We start from the raw sequence: 19,088 nt of genomic DNA on the forward strand, positions 1-19,088 counted from the left end.
CAAATGGATTCACCGATACAACACTTCCCGGCGACACTCCTCGATCGGCGGGATCAGTCCCCTCCGCTACGAACAGTCAATATCGACAGACGCGGTCGAACGCCGCGTAACCAACTGTCCACCATTCGGGGTGAACCTCACAGGTCCCGCCAGCGGCGGTAAACCGCCGATCGCGTTCCTTATCGTCAAATCTATGCTGTTGACCGGTTTCGATGCACCTGTTGAGCAGGCGATTTACCTCGACCGGCCGATCCGTGACGTGGAACTGCTCCAAGCGATCCCCAGAACGAACCGTCCCGCCCGACTCAAGGATGTCGGCTTGGTCGTCGACTACGCCGGGGTGGCGAGGCACCTCGATGCGGCCCTGTCCGCCTACGATGAGGCAGACCGAAAGGGTTACCAGGAGTTCCTCATCGAACAGGAACTGCCCGAGCTTCGCGACCGCAGGGCTAAGATCCTGCTGTTCCTCGCGCAGGAGGGGATTGACGGCATCGAAGCGCTGGGTGACGCGCAGACCCGATCCACCTTTATCGTGACGGCGCTTGCTGACCCGCGCCGACGTACCGAATTCGACGAACTCGTATACGACTTCCTGGCAAGCCTGGATCGGGTGCTACCACGTGAGCAGGCGATTGAGTACGAGGACGACGCCAAGCAGCTGGGTTTCGTGCAGTACTTGGTGCGGCGTACCTACCGCGACACCCGGTCCGGCGGCCTGGACCCCTATCGGTACGGTGCCAAGGTGCGGCGGCTGCTCGACCAGCACATCCGAGTGACTGGCATTGCGCAGCTCGTCCCGCCGGTGGAGATCGCACAGGGGTTCGTAGAACAACTGCGGAACGAAGGCGATCCGCGCCTGCGCGCGCTGCACATGGAGCACGCTCTGCGTCGGCATATCAGCGAGCACCGCGAGAGCGACCCGGTGCGTTATGAGCGGCTGAGTGAACGCCTCGACCGGATACTTGAGCGCCTGCGCGACGACGCGCTGCGGAGAGCGCAAGAACTCGAAACGCTACTGGGCGATGTACAACAAGCGCCTGATCGGTCGGCCGACGGCCTCGACCCGTGGACGGAACGGCCAATCCGAGGCTTGCTGGAACGGCACTCTGAAGACGCCATCGCCGACGCCGTTGCGGCTTCGGGCAAAGACGGCTGGCACGATCTAGCTTTCGCCACCCGTGAACTGGTCACGCTGATCCATGAGGAGGTCCAACCCCCGCATTTCTCGGAGAGCCACGTTCTTCAGGAACGGCTCCGCAGGCGGATCCGGACAGCGTTAGTACGCAACAACTTTTGTGACGCCGAGGCTGCCACCACGTTGTCCGAGCAGATCATGGGGATCGTGCGCGCCAACGTCGCGCAGTTCGCCCGTTGGGTCAGCTGAAATCACTGCGGCGTGATTGCGTACCGTGATGCCATGAACGAGGCGGGATACATACGCGCGGTCGTCGCCGCGTCGGTGCTTCCTGGCCTGAACTGGGGTGTGCGGGTCAGTGGCCGCAGGAGCACGATCGGGCTGACCGTCGAGCCAGATGGCGGCGTCACGATCGCGGTTCCTCAGGGCTGTGCACCCGAGGAGGTCATACGAACACTTCAGGGCAAACTGCCTTGGATAGTCCGCACGACCAGACGGCAGGAGGAGATCGCTGCGGACCATCCGACCAAGGAGATCGTGAACGGGGAGAACTTTCCGTACCTTGGCCGCAGCCGCCAGCTCACTCTGGTTGAAGCGCAACAGGAGGCCATCCGGTTGGTCGGCGACCGATTCTTGGCAGCCGAAGGACCGCCGAAACGGGTCGCCGAGGCACTGATCGAGTGGTATCAGCAGGCGGGATCGGAGTGGATGGCGGAGCGAGCGCCGCACTTGGCACGGCGCCTGGGTGTGGACGTCGGCAGCATGACAGTGTGCGATCTGGACCGGAAGTGGGGTGTCAGGCGGCCCGACGGCGAGATCGCACTGCACTGGGCATTGTTTCAGATGCCTACTCGGCTGGCCGACCTGGTCGCCGTCCACGAGCTGGCCCACATCGCCGAGCCGCGACACGGACCGGAGTTCCTCCGACTGGTTGCCCAGGTCCTCCCAGATCACAGAGAACGTTCTGAGGAACTGGCGCGCTTCGGCCGCACGGTCTGGATCGGTGCCATCGGCTGACGAATACGTTCGCCATCCGCCCCGCTGCACTGCCTACAGCCGACCACCGCGGGGCAGGCAACCGTTCGCAACGCGTCCCTGCTACTGGATCCCGTCGACACTGCGGGATCGTCGTCGAACCCTGTCGGGGCACCGCGAGGCCATTACGAGCGCATCGTTGGATCGATCCTGTTTGAGAGCGTTGAAGCCGCCGCGCTGCCGCGATCTACCGTATCGACCGACCATTGCTCAGATTCCCTGAGAGATCTTCACGCAGCTTCGAACACTGCTCTTCTTGATGGCGGAAGTGGAGAAACCTTGACCGCAGGCATGTGGTTCAGTGCACTGCTCGGCGCGCGATGACACGATCGTTCCGACGTAGTTCGATAGTCCGACCCATCCCACCCCCTTGTCGCGAACTAATGAGTAGTCGTACGTCCGCGAATATGCAGTACGTAGATGGGTTGTGGAGCAGTGGATTCGGATCGTTACACGGTCCGGCGAATTCGTAACCGCGACGGCCGAGAGTCGTGGTGGATCTTCACCCCTGCCGGGGAAGTTGACCGGCCGTCGTGGATGGTGCTGACCCGGTATGGGACCTCGACACAGCAGACCTATGCCTACAGCCTGGCCGATCACCTGAACTGGTTGCACTCGAACAACCGCGATCCGGCCACGGTCGCTTTCGATGATCTGCGCCGCTTCATGAACGGCGTCACAGGGCAGACCGACGGTGTCTACGGGACGGTCTGGCGTCGGCCGGAGCAGAAGCCGTCAATCGGCACGGCGGCTGCAAGCAATGTGGCGACGATAGTGAAGGCGTCAGCCCGGACAACCTGCTCGTGCTCGACGCCTTCGATGACGATAACGTCGGGTTCTCCGACATCTGGCTGGCCCAAGCCTTCCAGGGCGGCAGGATCAGCGAAACGCTCAAGCTCCGGCTCGGCTGCATCGGGCTTGTCGGAGCCGCCCAACCCTACATCTGGCGCGGTCCCAAACCCGTGGCGGTTCAGTGCCTGCCAGAGCCAGTATTCAGCCGGACGCGACAACATGTGGTTGATATTCTCCGTTATGTTGTTGAGCCGCAATGGTGTCGGAGGGTGCGATGGTAGAGCAGCTCGACGTAGGCAATGCCAAGGAGGGCATCGGCAGGACTGTCGACGGTATCGGCAGGGCGGCGCGGACCGCTTCGTCGCAGTTCGCCGGGCAGGTCGGCAACGTCAAGGACGCTGCCAGGGGCAGGGTCGAGAAGCTGACTGCGAAAGGGCCGGACCCCTACGAAGTGGCCGTAGCGGAATACAACGGCGTCTTCACGGCGATGGCCGACAGGGGCCTGTCTTTGTTGCGTCAGCGCGAACGTTCGACCGACCTGATCGAGCTGGTCGAGCAGTTGGTGAACAGCATCGCCAACACCCCGAAATCGTTCGATACCGACTTCGATGAGATCGAGGTACATCGGAAACGGTTCTCGAGCGCGGAGGATTTCGCTCAGAAAGAGCTGGAAGCGGCGCGGTTGTCGGCTGCCGGTGCCGGCGCCGGGTTCGCGGCGGGCACCGCGGTAGCGGGCCTGGCGCCGTCGGCGGCGATGTGGGTCGCCACCACTTTCGGGACAGCGTCGACCGGCACCGCGATCTCGACCCTTTCCGGGGCGGCTGCCAGTCAGGCAGCACTGGCGTGGCTCGGTGGCGGTGCGCTGGCCGCCGGTGGCGGCGGCACTGCGGCAGGCACCACACTGCTGGCGCTTGCCGGCCCGATCGGCTGGACAGTCGCGGGCGCAACCCTGCTCGCGTCGATCGCCCTGTTCGCGAAGAAGAAGTTCGAGAATCGAGAGGCGAAGCACGAAGCGCTGACCGCGATAAAGCGCAACACCGCCCTCGTCGAAGGCATGGATGCTCGGATCGACGACCTGCTCCAGCGGACGACCTTGCTCCGCGAAGGGCTGGTAAAGAGTTACGGCGAAGCCTTGGTGCACTTCCGCGCCGATTTCCACGCGCTCGCCCCTGCCGAGCGGTCGACACTCGCGACGTTGGTGAACAACACGAAGTCGTGCGCGAGCATGCTGAGCATGCGCATCGAACAGGATGCCGATGGTGAGTGACGCTGCCGAGTTCGTCACGGGCACCCAGGAGCATGCGGTTGCTTCCTGGGTGAGCTATCTCAACCAGCTCCGCATAGACAACCTTCTGGGCGCGCTCAGCCAGCAGGACGAGCACCTTCGGGACGCGCTCACCAGTGTCGATGAAGCCGTCAGGAAGATCGACCTCGAGGTGGTCGCCGCCAACCGCGGCGGACAGCGTGGCATGCACGGCTTCATCGCCGAGATCGCCGAGGTCGGGATCGGCAACGCCCGGAAGCAGATCCTCGGCCACGAGGCCGTCTACCAGTGGGTCAACGACAACGGGCCCGTCGACCTGATGCGCGGAAGTGTCGAGATTCAGCAGAAATTCGTCGCAGCGGGTGGCCGCTTTTCACTGGGCGCGATCGCCGAGCACCTCCAGAAGTATCCCGAATATGTGCGCAACGGTGGGAAATATCAGATCCCCCGTGACCATTTCGAGGTGATCCAGCGGCTACATGCACTGTCGCCCGAGGAAGCGAGCAAGCTGTCACGCAGCGGCGACGGACCTTCCCTCAGAGACTGGCAGCGGGTCCAGGCGTTCTTCCAAACCAGATCGGTCGGCTTCGAATCGCTCGAGCCCTCGACGCTCCAGTACGACGAAGTGCAGCGCGATGTCTACACCGCGACCATGGCTGCCGAAAAGGGCTCGCTCCACGCCACGGACCGGTCCCTGCGCGAGGATGCCTACCAGCGCAGCCGGCCGACGCTGCGAGAAGCAGGCACAGCCGCACTCACCGCCGCCGCGGCGGCGGGCGCGACCGTGTTCGTACTGGCCGTGGTCGCCAAGCGTCGGGAAGACAAGCGGCTCAATGAGTTCAGTGAGCGCGACTGGATCGACCTCGCAGGCGAGACCGGCTCAGGTTTCGGCAAGGGCGGCGTCCGAGGACTGAGCATCTACGCGCTCACCAATTTCACCGCGACCTCCGCAGCCGTCGCCAGCTCGGTCGTCACCACATCCTTCAGCATCGCAGAACAAGCCAACCAACTGCGCCGGGGCCAGATCGACGAACTCGAGTTCATCGGCAATTCTGAGCTCATCGCCTTGGAGGCCGCAGTACGCGCGCTGGCCTCTTGCGTCGGCCAGGCGACCATCCCCATCCCGGTCCTCGGTGCCGTCATCGGCACCACGGTCGGCACTGTGCTGTACAAGGCCGCCGCATCATCGTTGACGAAACGAGAGGCGGCACTGATCGAACGCTACCTCGACGAGCAGCGCACGCTCGACGAACAACTCGCCGCGGAATACCAGACCACACTGGAAAAGCTGGACCAGAGCATGTCCGACTACCTCGGGCTGCTCGAACGAGCCTTCTCGCCCGACGCGCAGGTCGCGCTCGTCGGATCAGTCGCACTAGCGATGGGACTCGGTGTGGCTTCGGACGAGATCCTTGATTCCGATGAGAAGGTCGACGCCTACTTCCTCAATTAGCGACAGGGATGCCACAGCCGACGCGGCAACCTATCCCTCAACTTGCGTCTGGGCCCAGTCCCGGCCGGGGTGACGTCGTGCCCGGCAGATAAGCGGCCCACGGATCAATTCCCGTCGATTCGACCAGCTCATCCCCGTCACCCACCGGCCCAGGACAGTCCGGCGTGCCGCGCCGGACGCAAGACCGTGCGATGGCAAAACCGCATCCGACGGTTCACTCGCGCCACGACGTCATGTGCAGGGTGATTGCCTGTGGGGGGTGGGGCCGCGGAGTTTTTCGGTGGTGCGTTGTTGTCGTTTGTGGCCGGCGCTGTGCCACCAGGTGGTGGCTTCGGTGAGTTGGCCGCGGTAGCGCAGGCGGATGGCCAGGTTGTGCATGGCGTTGGTGTGGCCGGCTTCGGCGGCGTGTCGATACCAGGTGAGGGCTTCGTCGTAACGGCGGGTTTTGTCGAGCATGAGGGCGAGGTTGTACATGGCGTCGGTGTCGCCGGATTCGGCGGCACGTTGCCACCAGTACTCGGCCTCGGTGTCTTCGTGGGCTCGGTGCAGCAGATCCGCGACGTTGCCCATGGCGATGGTGTTGCCACGGTGGGCGGCTTCGAGGTAGAGGGGGTGTGCCGCGCGGAGTTTTCGCTGGTTGTACAGCAGGTGGGCGAGGTTGTTCATCGCGCCGGGGTGTCCCTGAGATGCTGCAGTGTGCCAAGCTTTTTCGGCTTCGGTGAGGTCGCCTTGTTCGGCGGCACACTGGCCGTCGGCGAAGATCTGCTCGGTGGTGCTGTCCGGGGTGGCGAGCGGGTCGATGAGCAGCGGGGTCATGGCGCTGTCGGGTGTGGGCCGGTGGCGGGGTGGGGTGAACAGGCGCAGGTTGCCGGTGATGTTGACGCTTCGCCGCACGGGGCGGGGATGGCCGTTGCGGTGCAGGATTTGGTCGGTGTTGCCGTAGAGCTGGTCGAGTGTGAGTCCGGTGCTGCTGGTGGCGGCGGTGAGCAGGGCGCCGGTGAACGCGGTGTGGCGCTGGCCCTCGGGCGCGACGGAGGTTTCGTTGCGGGAGGAGGAAGCGATGATGTAGGTGCCGTTGATGTCGATTTGGCCGTCGACGACGGTGTCGGGTGCGCTCATGGCTTCGAAGGCTCGTCCGGAAAAGCAGCAGTCGAGGATCAGGATGCGGGCGCGTGCGCGGGCGGCGGTGAGTTCGTCGCGCAATGTGGCGAACGGTATCGAGCTCCATTCGGGGTGGTCGGGGTCGCTGCCGGTCAAGGTCAGGTGCAGTCGTCCGCGCCGGTCCAGCAGGCCGTGTCCGGCGTAGTACACCAGCAGCACCTCGTCGGCGTGGTCGGCGGCGTGCGCGATGAGTTCACCGACCTGCGGAGGTGTGTCGGGATCGACCAGGGCGGTGCAGTGCTCGGTAGGCAGTGTTGCACCGGTGGGTGCGATGAGCAGTCGGGCGAGGTCGTGGATGTTGTTGGCGGCGGCGGGGATATCGGTCATTGCGGGGTGGGTGTATCGGCTCACCCCGATCAGGGCGGCGCGCCAGCCGGTGCGGTTCGGCGCGGGGGTCATTGGGGTTTGTTTGCCTGGTCGAGCAGTGTCTGGAGTGTCTGGGTGATTTCGGGGGTTTTGACACGTTTGGCGTCGAGGGTGAGTTCGGTGTGGTCGAGGGTGAGGGTGACTGCGATGTCGGAGCGCCGGTGGGTGAACCATGTGGTCAGTGACTGGATCAGTGCGGACGCGATTCCTTGCGCACCGAGAGCGACGACGAGCACCTCGGCCAGGTCGCCCATCTGGCTGGGTCGAATGGGCGTCGTCGGCATGCTGACCCGCCCGCGCAGTTCGTCGTCGTCGTTGAACCACTCGAGCAGACCGAACAGCTCGTCGGCGCTGCCGTCGGTGCGGATGATCAACTGGTCCTGATGTTCTGGCATGCCATGCATCCTTGTCTCGTGATTCAGTGCTGGTTCGTGTGCCGCGACGCCTCGCGGCTGCGGCGGTAGTCCTCGGCCTCGGCGAACTCGGTGAACACCAGCAGTTCTCCGGCGAGTTCCTGCAGGTGTTCGCGCACCTCGGCGGGAGTGGCGCGGAAGAATTCGCGGCGGGAGTTGACGAGGTTGACGCGCCTGTGTTTCAGGCGGCGATGCAGTTCTTCTTCGATACCGGCGGCATCGAAGTCGAAGTGCATGGCGTGCACGTCGTACTTGAACGGCACCGACGAGTTGCTCAGATCGCTGATGCGGTCGTACGGGTCGAGCCGGCGGGTCATGCCGATCTGGACCATGTTCTCGCCGAACGCGCCGATGTTGGAGATGACGTACACGTGACCGGTGCGCAGATTGCCCGCTCGGTCTGCGAGGGCGGTTCTCTTCTGTTCCAGGTCTGCGAGCTTGTCTTGCAGATCGCGTCCCTTGGCGGAGTCGGTGTCGCCTGCGGCTTCGAGCGCTGCGAGGGCGGACATGTACTGCTGATGCTGTTTCTCGAGTTTCTGTTGCTCGCGTTCGATCTCCTGCTGCGCCTTGCGCTCCTCGCGCAGGCGGTCGCGTTCGTCGCGTTCGGCTTCTTTCTGGCGGGCGAGCTTCTCCAGGTAGTCGGCGGTCAATTCCAGTTCGCGGCGCCGGAGCTGGTGATACCACGGTGTGATGCGCAACTGCATGGTCTCGCCGAGTCGTTCGATGGTGGTTGCCAACCGGTCGAGGCGTTCCAGCGCGGTGTCGACCTTGTACGGTTTGAGACTCCGGACGAGGTTGTCGGCCTCGGTGTTGTAGGCGCGCAGCATCAGCTTCGAATACTCGCGCATCAGCTTGCGGCCCTGGGCAGCAGAGCCGTTGACCTCCCAACTCTGTGCGGTTTCGATCGCGCCGCCGTCACGCGCCGCGGCGGACTTGATTTCGCCTTGCAGCTGATCGAGCGCGGCGCGGTAGGCGACCACGTCCGAGAGTGGATGACGGTATCGGTAGATACCGATCTCCTGGAGTACCTGTTCCTCTTGGGTGTTGATCACCTGCCTGCGCACACTGTCCAGGCGCGCCTGCTCCGCGGTGATCTGCGCGGCGAGTTGCTCACGGTAGCGCTGAAGCTCGGCGACCTCGAGGCCACCCAAGCTGGCCAACTCGGCTCGCAGCCGTTGGATCTCGGCCAAGGCATCGGCCAGATCCTGAGATTGGCGCTTCGCATAGGCTCGAGTGCCGAACATCGGCACCTTCGCAACTGGGGCCACGCCCCGCGGGGGCTGGGCAGCAACGTCTGCCGCTGGGGCGGGTACCGGGTCGCCGGCCCAGTCCATGCCGTTCCAGTATCTGAGAAAGCCTGGATTCTGCGGGTCTGGATACCAATTCGCGGGCGCGGAGTTCATGATCTTCCCCCTTACTGCAGTTGCCCCTTCGAGAATGCCATCAGCGACCCGCGCCGCACGACCCAAACGCACGATGTCGGGCGTTGTCAGTGCGGTCGTCCTACGGGGTCGCGGCGTTCGACCCCACGGTGCTGGCGGGCGACGCGCATCGTTCTATGGCATCGCGGGCCGCCGACTTCGAACCCCCCGCCGCGCGGCACGCCTCCGCGAGAGCGGGTATTGCCGGGCCGGGTCGGTTCTCGAGACCTCACCTGGCCTTGGGGCCGGAGCGCGAAATCACGCGCTGGTGTGGGCCGCCCTCTCTGGGCAGTCGAGTCGACCGGTCGACATACATCTCGGACCGCCGTAGTATCGGTGTGGGTCGCATGTAGCCATAATGTGAATCCTGACACTTTCCGGCGCTCAATGTAACTGAAAATTTCCTAGAGCGACGAGTTCTCCTGTACTGATCTTCGAGCCGGACCCCCTAACGCATCCTGAGTCGAATAGCGCGGCCCCGCAAGGGCTTCCCGCAGTGTTGTGCTGCTGGAGGCGGTCGCCTATTCCACGAAGGGTGTTATCGAGGTGGGTACCTCCAACAATCTGATGGTGGCGCTGGACACGCTGAGCGATCAGTATGTCTGCGCGCCAACCGATCCCGAAGATCCTCGCCTCGAGGATCTATGGACCCATGGCTACACCGGTGATCGAACACTGGTGTGCGCGCTGTGTTACGCGGGAGTCGGCGCACCGCCGGGCACTGTGGTGCCGGTGGTGGTGAAAGGTCGGGTCGGCGGTATGCGCCGACCGCACTTCACGCATCCGGCGGGTCGTGGGCCCGTGGGCGGTGCGCACGATCCGGAATCGGTGTGGCATCTGGTCAGCAAGACCGTTCTGGCGGAGTGGTCGCGAACCCAGCCGGGCGTCATCGACGTCCGCACCGAGGTATGGCTGCCCAACCATGAGCGGCGATGCGATGTGCAGGTGGTGTTCGCCGACGGCAACCGAGTCGTGCTCAAGGCGCAACGTTCGCCTGTGACCGATGCGGATTGGAGCCGCCGCCACCGCGACTATGTAGACAGCGGCGTCGTCGATGCATGGCTGTGGCACCCGGACAGTCCTCTCCCGTGGGTCGTCCTCGCCGACACCGACCATCCGCAGCAGATGTGGCTGTTCGATCCCTGGGAACCGGCAATTACGTTGCTGGTCGGTGCACCGCACACGCGCCCGCACCCGTCAGCCGGGTCCGCTGTGGTCGACCGTGTCGAGCATCTGCCGCCGTGTATCGGCGATGATCTGCGGCCCTACCGGTTTGCGCTGCATGACGTCGCGTTGACCCCGGCCGGCGTGCAAGTACCGGTCAGCCTGCAAACACGATTGGCCGCGGCGGCCGAGCAGGAGCGGTGACGCAGCCTCACCGCCACGCCCGAAATCGCACGGATTCATCAGTGGTCCAACACATTTGAGATTGCGACCAGCACGACGAAGATGAGGACGCGGAACGTCGGGGAGAAACTCTCCTCTGCAAGGGAATCCGTCAATTCCGCTGCGCAGGCCCAGCTCGACTGGCTCGCACTTCAAAACGCTGTGATGGCGGCCGGACACGACATCGATTACCGCGACGCCCCCAACCTGCCCCTGCCGCCGACCAAGCCGCGCACAGTGCGCTGTACGCGCTGCGCTGCGCTGCGCTGATCCCACCAACTCTGGGCCCCGATGCCGTCGCGCGGTGCCCGCAACGGCATCGGGCTACCGAAGCCGCGGCGCCGGTCGAACCCGGTATCGGTGTCGGTGGTGTGGGTTATCTGCCAGCGCCCGCTCCAGCATGGCCATCACCAGACGCGACTTGGTCGCGAACCCGACCTCGTCGGGGATGCCGGGCGCGCCGCCACTTCGGCGCGGCCTTCACGAGATCGTCGCATCCCTGATCGGCTGGGCCGCCGACCATCACGACGAGATCCGCGACCACCGCGACCGGGCCACTGCCGTACGTCCTGAACTCCTGGTCGCAGCATCCGAATCGGACAGCTTCGTCATCCCCCGGCGCCATCAGTGGCGACTCCTAACCCGAGCGCGCCGCGCCCTCACGGCGCTGCGCGACGCCGCGCTCGCACCTCGCCGCCAAGCCCCGGTGCCTCGGTCCGTGCACGGTGACCCGCAGTTTGCACCCAACGCCCTGGCCGAACGCATATGGGCTATCCACAGCGAGCACCGCCCCTTCCGCACCACAGTGGCGTGGGGTAACACGGCGACGACTGCCCGGCGTGCACATCTACACCCGCATCACCCAAGCTACGCGGTCTCAGCGGGCTTGGCACAGCCTGTAGTGCCAAACCTCTTCGCCAGCGATCGGGGGCGCAGGCCGATCACTAGTGCGACCCTGGACAGGGTCTCGCTGCCGACTGCTGCCGCATCGTCCGTCGCGGCGGATCGGAGTGGTCTACAGGCTTGCATCTATCACCACAACCAAAACGGGGGGTTTACGTGGGGCCAGGGCCGAAAAACAGGTCAGGCCCAGCCTACTGGGCCTGACCTGCTATTTCTGTGGACGTAGCGGGGGGCTACTCGAAACTTGATAGGTTCCAGAGAAGAGTGAAGAAGCTCAGGAACTGCCTGGTCACGGACGGTGATGGCGGGTTCCAGGCACCATCGCATCGAGACCAACCCACCCGATCAGCGTCGCCGTTCAAGCTGTCAAAGCGGCTGGGACAGGAGACTGTCCGGCAGATTGTCGCTCGATACGAGGCCGGCGAGCCCTCGACAGCACTGATGCAGGCGTTCGGTCTCAGCAAGGGCAGCGTGCTGAAGGTCCTCCGTGAGGCTGGTGTGGCGATGCGGAACCAGGGGCTGAGCGCTGAGCAGATCGACGAAGCGCAGCGACTGTACACAACCGGGCAATCCCTGGCCCGGATTGGTGAGCAGTTTGACGTGGACCACACGGTGGTGCGACGGCAGCTGATCAGACGCGGGGTGACGATGCGAGATACGCATGGGAGGCAACGGTAGACGCAGAAGCGCGACCGGATACGAGTAGATACCCCGGCACTGCAACACGATCGACGACGGCCCACCGCGGCCCAAGGTTACCGGCAACGCCCTGCGCTATACGAACCCAGATTGCCTTTGGCAGGGTAATGCCTATTCAAATCTCATCGTAATCCAGAAGCCCGTTCTCCAACACATGTCTCCGGAAGCCGCCTGGGCCGAAGGGTAGATAATATTCACCTTCCAAGAGGTTGTCAGCCAACTCTTCTACCATCACCATTGTGAGTTGTTTCGCACGAATCGCTTCGCATAGCAAGGGCACAGTTGCCGTGACCCGAAGGCCCTTCTCTTCCGCAATCTGGCGTGGAATAGCATCGTCGATAACCACTTCGCACTTGTAGATTTGCCCCATAGCAAGAACTCCGCATTCGCCTAAATTCTTGCCCTCGGAGACCAATCGGTCAACATAGTGAGCGAACGCTTCACCGAAGTCTTGATCGGTCGATCTGTGAACGTGGATCCAGTCAGCGTCAAGCGCCGCACGAACAATCGCCGACACGTGTTCGGCAGCGTCGTTGAGTTCGCGCTCAACGCTATCGGGGATGTAGACGGGCCGCTCTCCTGCGAGAAACCGCAAGACTCCCAGCCACCCTTGCATCGAGAAGTGCCGCAACGGCCCAGTGTCGAAGACCCAGGCGTTCTCAGGCACCGTCACGACACAAACTTCCAGATCTCGTCAGGCCGTCGCTCACGAATACGCGGAAGATCCGCCTCGTCGAAAGTGCCGTGAAGTAAGTCCAGAGCCCGCTCGCGGCTGATTCGCTCATCGCGCACGAGCCGCAGTACGGCACGCGCGAACGACCGGGGAACGGTCGTCCCCTCCAACTCTTCGGGAGGGAGTACCAGATTCATCTCAACGATATCCGTCCGGGTGGTGCGGTAATTCCGTACCGAAGCGACAGTCTCGCTGCCAGCCAGCCCCAACTCTTTTAGCCGCGTTGCCAGGGTGGCCATGTCGACCCGGAACTCACTCGCTAGCCGAATTGCCGCAGTGCGCTCTCCGGAACTGTCAACCTTCTCATGCCACAACCGTGAGACTGCGGCCTCTGGTAGAAGCAGGGCGCGTGCGAAACGATCGAGGCGTGACTCCATCGGGACGGAATTATCAGAGTGATTAGCAACTCGCCAGTCGATGGTGTAGTCGTCCGCGATCAGATAGTGGCCGAGTTCGTGCGCCAGCACAAGCCGCCTACGACCGACTCTCATATGACTATTGATGAGACTGACGCCTCCGCGTCGCAACAAGATCGTCCCAGCATCAGCGGTGTCCTTGCCGATGTCACGAGAGAACGCTAAGAGCCCGATGTTCGCAACACTGTCGGAAAGCTGGCGAATCGGTTCCTCGGCCGAAAGAGCCATCAGACTACGCGCTTTCACCGCGAGCGCCTCCGCCCCAGCGCTAGTCGAGGGCTGCGTGATGCTGGCCTGAGCAGCTACGTCAACAGAATTGAACCCCAATTCGTCGACTCCCAACGAGTCGACGAACTCAACCTCATTGGCCAGCTTGGCGAGCAATGCGTCGATCTGCGAGTCTGCAGTGTCCAACCCCTGGCTAGACCGGTGCGAGACAAGCGCTGGGATGGGGGCCTCGAAGAACGTGGACATGCGCACACCGATCGCAGCGGCAATATCGGACAGCTCCAGCGCCGTGACCTTACGGACACCCCCCTCGATCTTGTTCACGACGGTACGTTCAAGACCAACCGTTCGCCCGAGGTCTTCTTGGCTCATATCCGCACGTTTGCGGGCATCTCGGATGCGTTCGCCTAGCGTCCGTGCATCAACGCCTGTCATGTGTGCGATTCTCGCACACTGCTGCCGACACGCAAAGAGCGAGGCGAGAAGAGGTGAGAGGTGTGTCAGGCACGTACGACTTGGCGAGGTACCACTGGAATCAAAAGACGCCGGTCAGCGGCTTGTAGCGGTGCTGCGAGAACCGAACTTCGACCCGCAGTGTCACGGCTCACAGCCGCAAACACCCACCTACGGTGATCGATATTTCGAGTAAGACCGTCAAGGTGTCGATCTGGTGGACGTAGCCGGACGTTACTCGAAACTTGGCATGTTTCAGCGGCACGTCGCCAAGCTCAGGAGCTGCATGGTCTTGACCGGAAGCGGCGGGTTCGCGTCCCGCGCCCCTCGCCAGCAGCCACCGCCAGGCATCCTACCGTTCAAGTTGACTCAGCGACTGACTCAGGCCACGGTCAACGAGATCGTCAGCCGCTATGAGGCTGGCGAGCCATCGACAGCACTGATGAGTGCGTTTGGCCTCAGCAAGGGCAGCGTCCTGAAGATCCTGCGGGCTGCGGGGGTGACGATGCGGAACCAGGGACTGAGCGAGGAGCAGATCAAGGAGGCGGAGCGGCTGTACACAGAGAATGCATGGTCGTTGGCTCGTATCGGAGACAAGTTCGGAGTTGACCGAACGGTAGTGCGGCGACAGTTGCTGAAGCGCGGGGTGCGGATGCGGGATACGCATGGCAGAAAGCGGTAGCGCGTTATGGGCTACGGAAGCCCCGCGACTGTAAGTTGATCCAGAATGTCGCCAACGCGGGTGTGGATGTCCTTCAAGAGCGGGACCAGTGGCCGGTAGCCATCTGTCTCCGGTATGTCAATCACCGGTTCAGTCAACAGATGCCGATGGTATTCAAATTTCACGTCGCCAACGCCGGTTGGTCGGATTCGATACTTGAAGATGACATCACCCTTCGCGAGGTTTTCTCCACGCTGGGGCTCCTGGTTCGTGATTTCGTAGCCTTTCGGCTGCATAATCAATACCTGTGTCGTAAAGCCATTCGTCACAAGCAGTTGCCTATGCTTGTCCATATTCACCAGCGCCGCCAAGACAGCAATCGGATCATGGTGTGGGACCTCTGAGTGGTACGGCTGACTCGACTCAATGATCTCCGTCACGGCCGGTGAATAGATCTCCTTGAAAGTATTCGCACCGCCACCAGGCTTGGTGCGTGACGCAAACGTAGGGAACTGCCGCGCATGCGGATACACAGCATGGTCGAGCGTCGCGCGCAGACAGGTCAGCGCATCACCGGTGATCAGCGACCACACTTCAGGTACATCCGCCGGTTCTGTCAAGGCGATTACCTCACAGTCCAGTTCACCCCGATGCGTAGCACTTGGCTTCCAAAGAGCATGGATCTCGATAGGATTGGCGTCAGCAAAGGATCGGACACCCTGCTCCAGATCCGCGATGTGGTGTTCAGCCCGCGCGAGCTTGTGCCGAGCGCTCGCGATCCCCGTGATTGACATCCCATGATCGTACAAACGCGCACAGGCTCCGCGCTACTCAATTTCGCATGAGACAGCACCGCGACTCTAGAAGTTCTTGTAGACTTTATCGTCGTAGACTATCTTGTAATTCTTCAAACGGACGTCGCCACGATCAACTTCGCAGCTTTCGAGCACGTTTCTTCAAGGCGAGCGGCCAGGCATCATCAATCTGCTGTATCCACCGGCCAGCGGTATGCACATTATCGTAGAAATTCCGCTGCGGATGAGTCACGCCCTCCTCGATAAGATTGTCATGGAGAATTTCATCGTTGATGTATCGAACGATCTTCTCATGTACGCGCGTCACGTAGTCGTCAACGTCGATCGGTGAGAAGTACTCGCCATGCACCAGCCTATTCCGCAACCCGTTCGGCGGCGGGCCGCATATTTCCCTCGACAGGTTCTGACCAAGAATTGGCTCTCGGAGGCGAGTGTTTCGCGCCCCACCTCCCGGAGGCTTGATCAAGGCATCAATAGCGGCAAACATGAGCAGCAGCTTCGATGAGTAGCCATCGGCGTTGACGGCATCGTTCCAGTAGAGAAAGAACTCCTCCGAGATGCGGTTGCTGCCGAGGAGAATATCCAGCGCTTTCTTTTCCGACTCAGTGAACATGAGTCCGACAGGCCCGGCGTCGATTGGAAGGAAAGATAGGCTATGTCTACCCCATTTTTTGTCACTATGAATGGCTGCCCGTGGTACCGAATATAGGCTTGCCCAACGAGCGCGACCAGCGACACCACTCGCTCCAGGTTGCCCTCAAAGGTGGACAGCGCCTCGGCCACGTCCGGAGCGTCGATCTCGTAGGCGCCAAGCCACGCATCCCCATCCCAGCCTGGGCCGTGTTCAAACTCCCAATGCGTGAAGGTGATTCCTTCGGCGGTGAACGAAGGCGGGTTGCTCGCCGTCAGATCAACCGCGTTCTCAACGAGAGTCCGAATCTTGTGCTCAACTCGGTAGCGAGGCATCCCGGCAGCGTACGTCAGTCGCAACGCCTCACTTACCGAAATTACTCACAATTCGCACCATTCTTCTGACCGTCAGCATCCGCCACCTGGGTAGCCGACGCCAGTTCCAACCCGCCGCCACGTCCCATGCAAGGACGTCGTAGGCGCCCCCGGTCAACCAGATGTGGGTAACCCCTACCAACCCAGGCCGAGGATCCCAACGCGGTGGCTGTCCAGGCCCAAACAGCAGCTGATCGAGCAGGGTGAACCCCGGCCCGTACATCATGACCCCAATAGCCAGATGGCGTTCGGCTACGTCCGGGTGCTTCCGCAACTTCTCGACCTTGGTCAGCATCCTGTCGGTAGTGAGGGCTCGGGCGACGTCAACATCGAACTGTTCGTCGTTCATGATCCCGGTCTGAGCAGGCAACCAGAGCCGCACCGTTCCCGGCTCACCGTCGTCATTGGGCCGCAGGGTGTTTTGCGACGAGATGAGCCAGCGGACAGCTTCAGTCGGCACTTGCTCAGCTGGCAGCTGCCACACGAAGTCGACTCCGTAGCGATCGAGCAGTTCATTTATCCGAGGAATCCAAACCTCAAGTGTTTTGCGGCGAGTGCTCAGATAATGCTGAGTGACCATGATCGCGCACTCGCACACGGGATCAGCTGATCCGCGGGTGTTGCCAGTTTGGGCTGCCACGCGGCTGCATCGTTGTCGGTGATCGTGGTGACCTCGACAGCGCCGGAGCTGCGCAGCGACGCGAAAACGTAGTCAACCGCGTTCGTGCGACCGCAGCGATCGTACGGAGTCAGCTCGACACCGTGCAGGGTTTCCAGCACCGCACGGAGGTACTTCTCCTCGCTACGTTCCCCGGCCACAATCGGGTCACTCTACGGGCTGCTACCGCGCAGCACACAGGATTTGCGACACTGTCCGACCAACCCTGAGCGCCTGTCGAACCTCCCGGAGCGATCGACATGAGCCGCAAATCCGCTTGCCGTAGTTGGGAGAATCGAAGTATGACGCCTCGGCACCATCTTGTTCCAGAGGGCTACCTGCGGCACTTTGCCAAAGTTGTCCAAGGTAAGAAGTTCCCTGTGGTCGCGCTTGTCGATCGGAACGATCCCAGCCGAACGATCCTGCAATCGGTCAACGGCGCATGCGCCGAGGTCGGCTTCTATCGCATCGAAGCCGACGATCTGGCGCGCGTTGAAGACCGCCGGGGACATGATCCTGAGGTGGTCGAAAACCAGCTGAGCCACTTCGAGAGTGAAGGTTTGAAGGTGATCGACAAGTTCACTAAGGAACTCAGCCTCTCGTCCATGACTCAGGAAGACTGGTACAACATGATCAACTTCATTGCCTTACAGGCTGTGCGTGGGCATCGTTGGCGCGAGGATCTGAACGCCCTCGCAACTCATCATATGCGTCAATTTCTGTGGGACCCGGTCTCCGACAACCAGATCCGCCAGTGGCTGATCGACGAAGGGCGTCCCTTCTCGCAGGCTGATATTCTGGCATATCGCCATGAGATAACCGGCGAACGAGGGCCACGATTAATCGCCCATCAAGCGGTGCTAGTTCAGGAAAGCATCCGGATGGCGTTTACGCAGATTAATGAACGCCTCGCCGACCGAATGGCTTGGAACTTGATTGTCGGACAGGAAGGATCCGTGCTCACAAGCGACGAACCCGTATGTTGGTGGAAGCCCGGCAACGGCCCGGTCGGATTCGGCTCAGCACGTGTGGCGTGGATTCCCCTCAGCGACCGTACTATCTTGCAGATTCACGACTACGACACAGCACCCGATAAACTTGGTTTGCCGACCCTGAAAACACCAGCAGGTCGGGAAGCGCTTATACGATTCGTCAATCGTGAAGTCGCGGGCCAAGCCACACGCTGGATCGTCCATCACCCCGACTCACAAGTCCTTGACGGCATAGACCTTCCACCTCGCACCGAATGGAGGAATCAGCTCGTCGAGCGGCACACAGACGAACGTACCGTACGAGAACACCATCTCTTTCGCCGTCTGCCCAGAAATAGGTAGCTTGCCCCCACCAGCGGTTAGCACACCGTTGATGCTGGGCATCGAATCACCGATCAAACTGTCGACCTCAAATGCCTTCGTTCTGCGCAAACCATCTATGATCGCCGCAGATCGGTCACCACCTCGCGATTGTCCTTCAGCGCATGTCTGAGCTGAATTAACAAGCGTTAAATCGGTTGTCATAGTTCACCTGGAGGAACTAGTGTCTCGCGATTCTGTTTTATTTACTTTGGCGTTGTTGTCGACCAGTTTGCGGACGTTGGCCTGGGTGAACGCGACCTGGGCGAGGATCTCGTCGGCGGTGGCCGTCCATCGGAACGGCTCGGCGTCGGCGTTCCAGCCGGTGATGTAGTCGCGGATCTGCTCGATCAACGCTCTGACCGAGGCGAAGGTGCCGCGGCGAGCGACACACTATGGATCGAAATCCCCAATGAGTCAACCTGTTGACCCAGACTTTCCCAAACGAAGCCGTTTGCCTACCGAACTTGCTGGCCGTTCGAGTCACGTTAATAGCGCGGAGACACGTCAGCCTTAACTGTTGACGATTCTAATACCCTGGGGAATCACACAGGCAGCGAGGACGATCTTTATGTAGCGATGAAATGTCATTTTCGATCGCCTGGAGGGCATAGTCCAGGAGTTCGAGAAAATCCGGATAGTTCCTAGGTTGTGTCTCCCAATGACTTGAGCCATTCGACTATCAGGGCCAGGACGACTCCGGCGCGGTAGGTGATGGCCAACTTGTCATACCGGGTGG

Annotated in this window: 19 protein-coding genes and 2 pseudogenes; 8 read left to right on the forward strand and 13 right to left on the reverse strand. The window is 62.0% G+C overall.

What is annotated here, in order from left to right:
- A pseudogene (locus ABZ420_RS34735) lies at nucleotides 1-1,384 on the forward strand (hypothetical protein); the annotation flags it as partial.
- Between the two features lie 33 nt (nucleotides 1,385-1,417).
- Entirely contained in the window at nucleotides 1,418-2,152 is a 735-nt protein-coding gene (locus ABZ420_RS34740) for a SprT family zinc-dependent metalloprotease (RefSeq protein WP_357132070.1), read from the forward strand.
- A gap of 716 nt (nucleotides 2,153-2,868) precedes the next feature.
- On the opposite strand, the gene ABZ420_RS34745 is transcribed toward ABZ420_RS34740, so the two are convergent.
- Nucleotides 2,869-3,219: a hypothetical protein gene (locus tag ABZ420_RS34745; protein ID WP_357132073.1), complete on the reverse strand. Its 351-nt coding sequence runs from the start codon at nucleotides 3,217-3,219 to the stop codon at nucleotides 2,869-2,871.
- Between ABZ420_RS34745 and ABZ420_RS34750 the strand changes: the two genes are divergently transcribed.
- On the forward strand, nucleotides 3,219-4,229 hold the full coding sequence (locus ABZ420_RS34750; protein ID WP_357132076.1) for a hypothetical protein: 1,011 nt from the start codon (nucleotides 3,219-3,221) through the stop codon (nucleotides 4,227-4,229). The genes ABZ420_RS34745 and ABZ420_RS34750 overlap by 1 nt on opposite strands.
- On the forward strand, nucleotides 4,219-5,679 hold the full coding sequence (locus ABZ420_RS34755; RefSeq protein WP_357132079.1) for a hypothetical protein: 1,461 nt from the start codon (nucleotides 4,219-4,221) through the stop codon (nucleotides 5,677-5,679). The genes ABZ420_RS34750 and ABZ420_RS34755 overlap by 11 nt, the downstream gene beginning before the upstream one ends.
- A 231-nt stretch (nucleotides 5,680-5,910) precedes the next feature.
- On the opposite strand, the gene ABZ420_RS34760 is transcribed toward ABZ420_RS34755, so the two are convergent.
- The 4 genes and pseudogenes from ABZ420_RS34760 to ABZ420_RS34775 form a co-directional block, all read right to left on the reverse strand.
- Nucleotides 5,911-7,239: a tetratricopeptide repeat protein gene (locus ABZ420_RS34760; RefSeq protein WP_357132082.1), complete on the reverse strand. Its 1,329-nt coding sequence runs from the start codon at nucleotides 7,237-7,239 to the stop codon at nucleotides 5,911-5,913.
- Nucleotides 7,236-7,601 carry a hypothetical protein gene (locus ABZ420_RS34765; protein ID WP_357132085.1) on the reverse strand — a complete coding sequence of 122 codons (366 nt, stop codon included), beginning with the start codon at nucleotides 7,599-7,601 and terminating at the stop codon, nucleotides 7,236-7,238. Before ABZ420_RS34765 ends, ABZ420_RS34760 begins: the two co-directional genes overlap by 4 nt.
- Before the next feature lie 23 nt (nucleotides 7,602-7,624).
- Nucleotides 7,625-8,863 (reverse strand): DUF4041 domain-containing protein, encoded by a 1,239-nt coding sequence (locus tag ABZ420_RS34770; RefSeq protein ID WP_357132118.1) that lies wholly within the window; start codon nucleotides 8,861-8,863, stop codon nucleotides 7,625-7,627.
- Between the two features lie 60 nt (nucleotides 8,864-8,923).
- Nucleotides 8,924-9,022: pseudogene (locus ABZ420_RS34775) on the reverse strand (DUF2510 domain-containing protein); the annotation flags it as partial.
- A 777-nt stretch (nucleotides 9,023-9,799) separates the two neighbouring features.
- Between ABZ420_RS34775 and ABZ420_RS34780 the strand changes: the two are divergent.
- Together ABZ420_RS34780 and ABZ420_RS34785 are read left to right on the forward strand one after the other, a co-directional pair.
- Nucleotides 9,800-10,408, forward strand: a complete 609-nt coding sequence (locus tag ABZ420_RS34780) for a competence protein CoiA family protein (RefSeq protein WP_357132121.1) — start codon at nucleotides 9,800-9,802, stop codon at nucleotides 10,406-10,408.
- An 81-nt stretch (nucleotides 10,409-10,489) separates the two neighbouring features.
- Nucleotides 10,490-10,696 carry a hypothetical protein gene (locus tag ABZ420_RS34785; protein WP_357132088.1) on the forward strand — a complete coding sequence of 69 codons (207 nt, stop codon included), beginning with the start codon at nucleotides 10,490-10,492 and terminating at the stop codon, nucleotides 10,694-10,696.
- A gap of 999 nt (nucleotides 10,697-11,695) precedes the next feature.
- Here ABZ420_RS34785 and ABZ420_RS34790 read toward each other — a convergent pair.
- The 3 genes from ABZ420_RS34790 to ABZ420_RS34800 all read right to left on the reverse strand — a co-directional run bounded on the left by ABZ420_RS34790 (nucleotide 11,696) and on the right by ABZ420_RS34800 (nucleotide 13,840).
- Nucleotides 11,696-11,992, reverse strand: coding sequence for a hypothetical protein (locus tag ABZ420_RS34790; protein ID WP_357132091.1), 297 nt, complete (start codon nucleotides 11,990-11,992; stop codon nucleotides 11,696-11,698).
- A 151-nt stretch (nucleotides 11,993-12,143) separates the two neighbouring features.
- Entirely contained in the window at nucleotides 12,144-12,701 is a 558-nt protein-coding gene (locus ABZ420_RS34795; RefSeq protein WP_357132094.1) for a hypothetical protein, read from the reverse strand.
- Nucleotides 12,698-13,840, reverse strand: coding sequence for an XRE family transcriptional regulator (locus ABZ420_RS34800; protein ID WP_357132097.1), 1,143 nt, complete (start codon nucleotides 13,838-13,840; stop codon nucleotides 12,698-12,700). Before ABZ420_RS34800 ends, ABZ420_RS34795 begins: the two co-directional genes overlap by 4 nt.
- Nucleotides 13,841-14,075: 235 nt before the next feature.
- Here ABZ420_RS34800 and ABZ420_RS34805 point away from each other — a divergent pair, with 235 nt between their 5' ends.
- A complete protein-coding gene (locus ABZ420_RS34805; RefSeq protein WP_357132099.1) occupies nucleotides 14,076-14,540 on the forward strand; it encodes a hypothetical protein in 465 nt (154 codons plus the stop codon).
- 11 nt (nucleotides 14,541-14,551) lie between these two features.
- Here ABZ420_RS34805 and ABZ420_RS34810 read toward each other — a convergent pair whose 3' ends face one another.
- The 4 genes from ABZ420_RS34810 to ABZ420_RS34825 all read right to left on the reverse strand — a co-directional run bounded on the left by ABZ420_RS34810 (nucleotide 14,552) and on the right by ABZ420_RS34825 (nucleotide 17,158).
- Complete coding sequence (locus ABZ420_RS34810; protein ID WP_357132101.1) at nucleotides 14,552-15,313, reverse strand: hypothetical protein; 762 nt, start codon at nucleotides 15,311-15,313, stop codon at nucleotides 14,552-14,554.
- 133 nt (nucleotides 15,314-15,446) lie between these two features.
- On the reverse strand, nucleotides 15,447-15,947 hold the full coding sequence (locus ABZ420_RS34815; protein WP_357132103.1) for a hypothetical protein: 501 nt from the start codon (nucleotides 15,945-15,947) through the stop codon (nucleotides 15,447-15,449).
- Nucleotides 15,948-16,328: 381 nt separating this feature from the next.
- Nucleotides 16,329-16,919 (reverse strand): hypothetical protein, encoded by a 591-nt coding sequence (locus ABZ420_RS34820; RefSeq protein WP_357132106.1) that lies wholly within the window; start codon nucleotides 16,917-16,919, stop codon nucleotides 16,329-16,331.
- Complete coding sequence (locus ABZ420_RS34825; protein ID WP_357132109.1) at nucleotides 16,898-17,158, reverse strand: hypothetical protein; 261 nt, start codon at nucleotides 17,156-17,158, stop codon at nucleotides 16,898-16,900. The genes ABZ420_RS34820 and ABZ420_RS34825 overlap by 22 nt, the downstream gene beginning before the upstream one ends.
- A 141-nt stretch (nucleotides 17,159-17,299) precedes the next feature.
- On the opposite strand from ABZ420_RS34825, the gene ABZ420_RS34830 reads away from it, so the two are divergent.
- On the forward strand, nucleotides 17,300-18,331 hold the full coding sequence (locus ABZ420_RS34830; RefSeq protein WP_357132112.1) for a DUF4238 domain-containing protein: 1,032 nt from the start codon (nucleotides 17,300-17,302) through the stop codon (nucleotides 18,329-18,331).
- A 186-nt stretch (nucleotides 18,332-18,517) separates the two neighbouring features.
- Here ABZ420_RS34830 and ABZ420_RS34835 read toward each other — a convergent pair whose 3' ends face one another.
- A complete protein-coding gene (locus ABZ420_RS34835; protein ID WP_357132115.1) occupies nucleotides 18,518-18,703 on the reverse strand; it encodes a hypothetical protein in 186 nt (61 codons plus the stop codon).
- Between the last annotated feature and the right edge of the window lie 385 nt (nucleotides 18,704-19,088).

Origin of the sequence: Nocardia sp. NPDC005745, from assembly GCF_040630775.1 — a bacterium.
In the GTDB taxonomy this organism is placed as follows: Bacteria; Actinomycetota; Actinomycetes; order Mycobacteriales; family Mycobacteriaceae; genus Nocardia.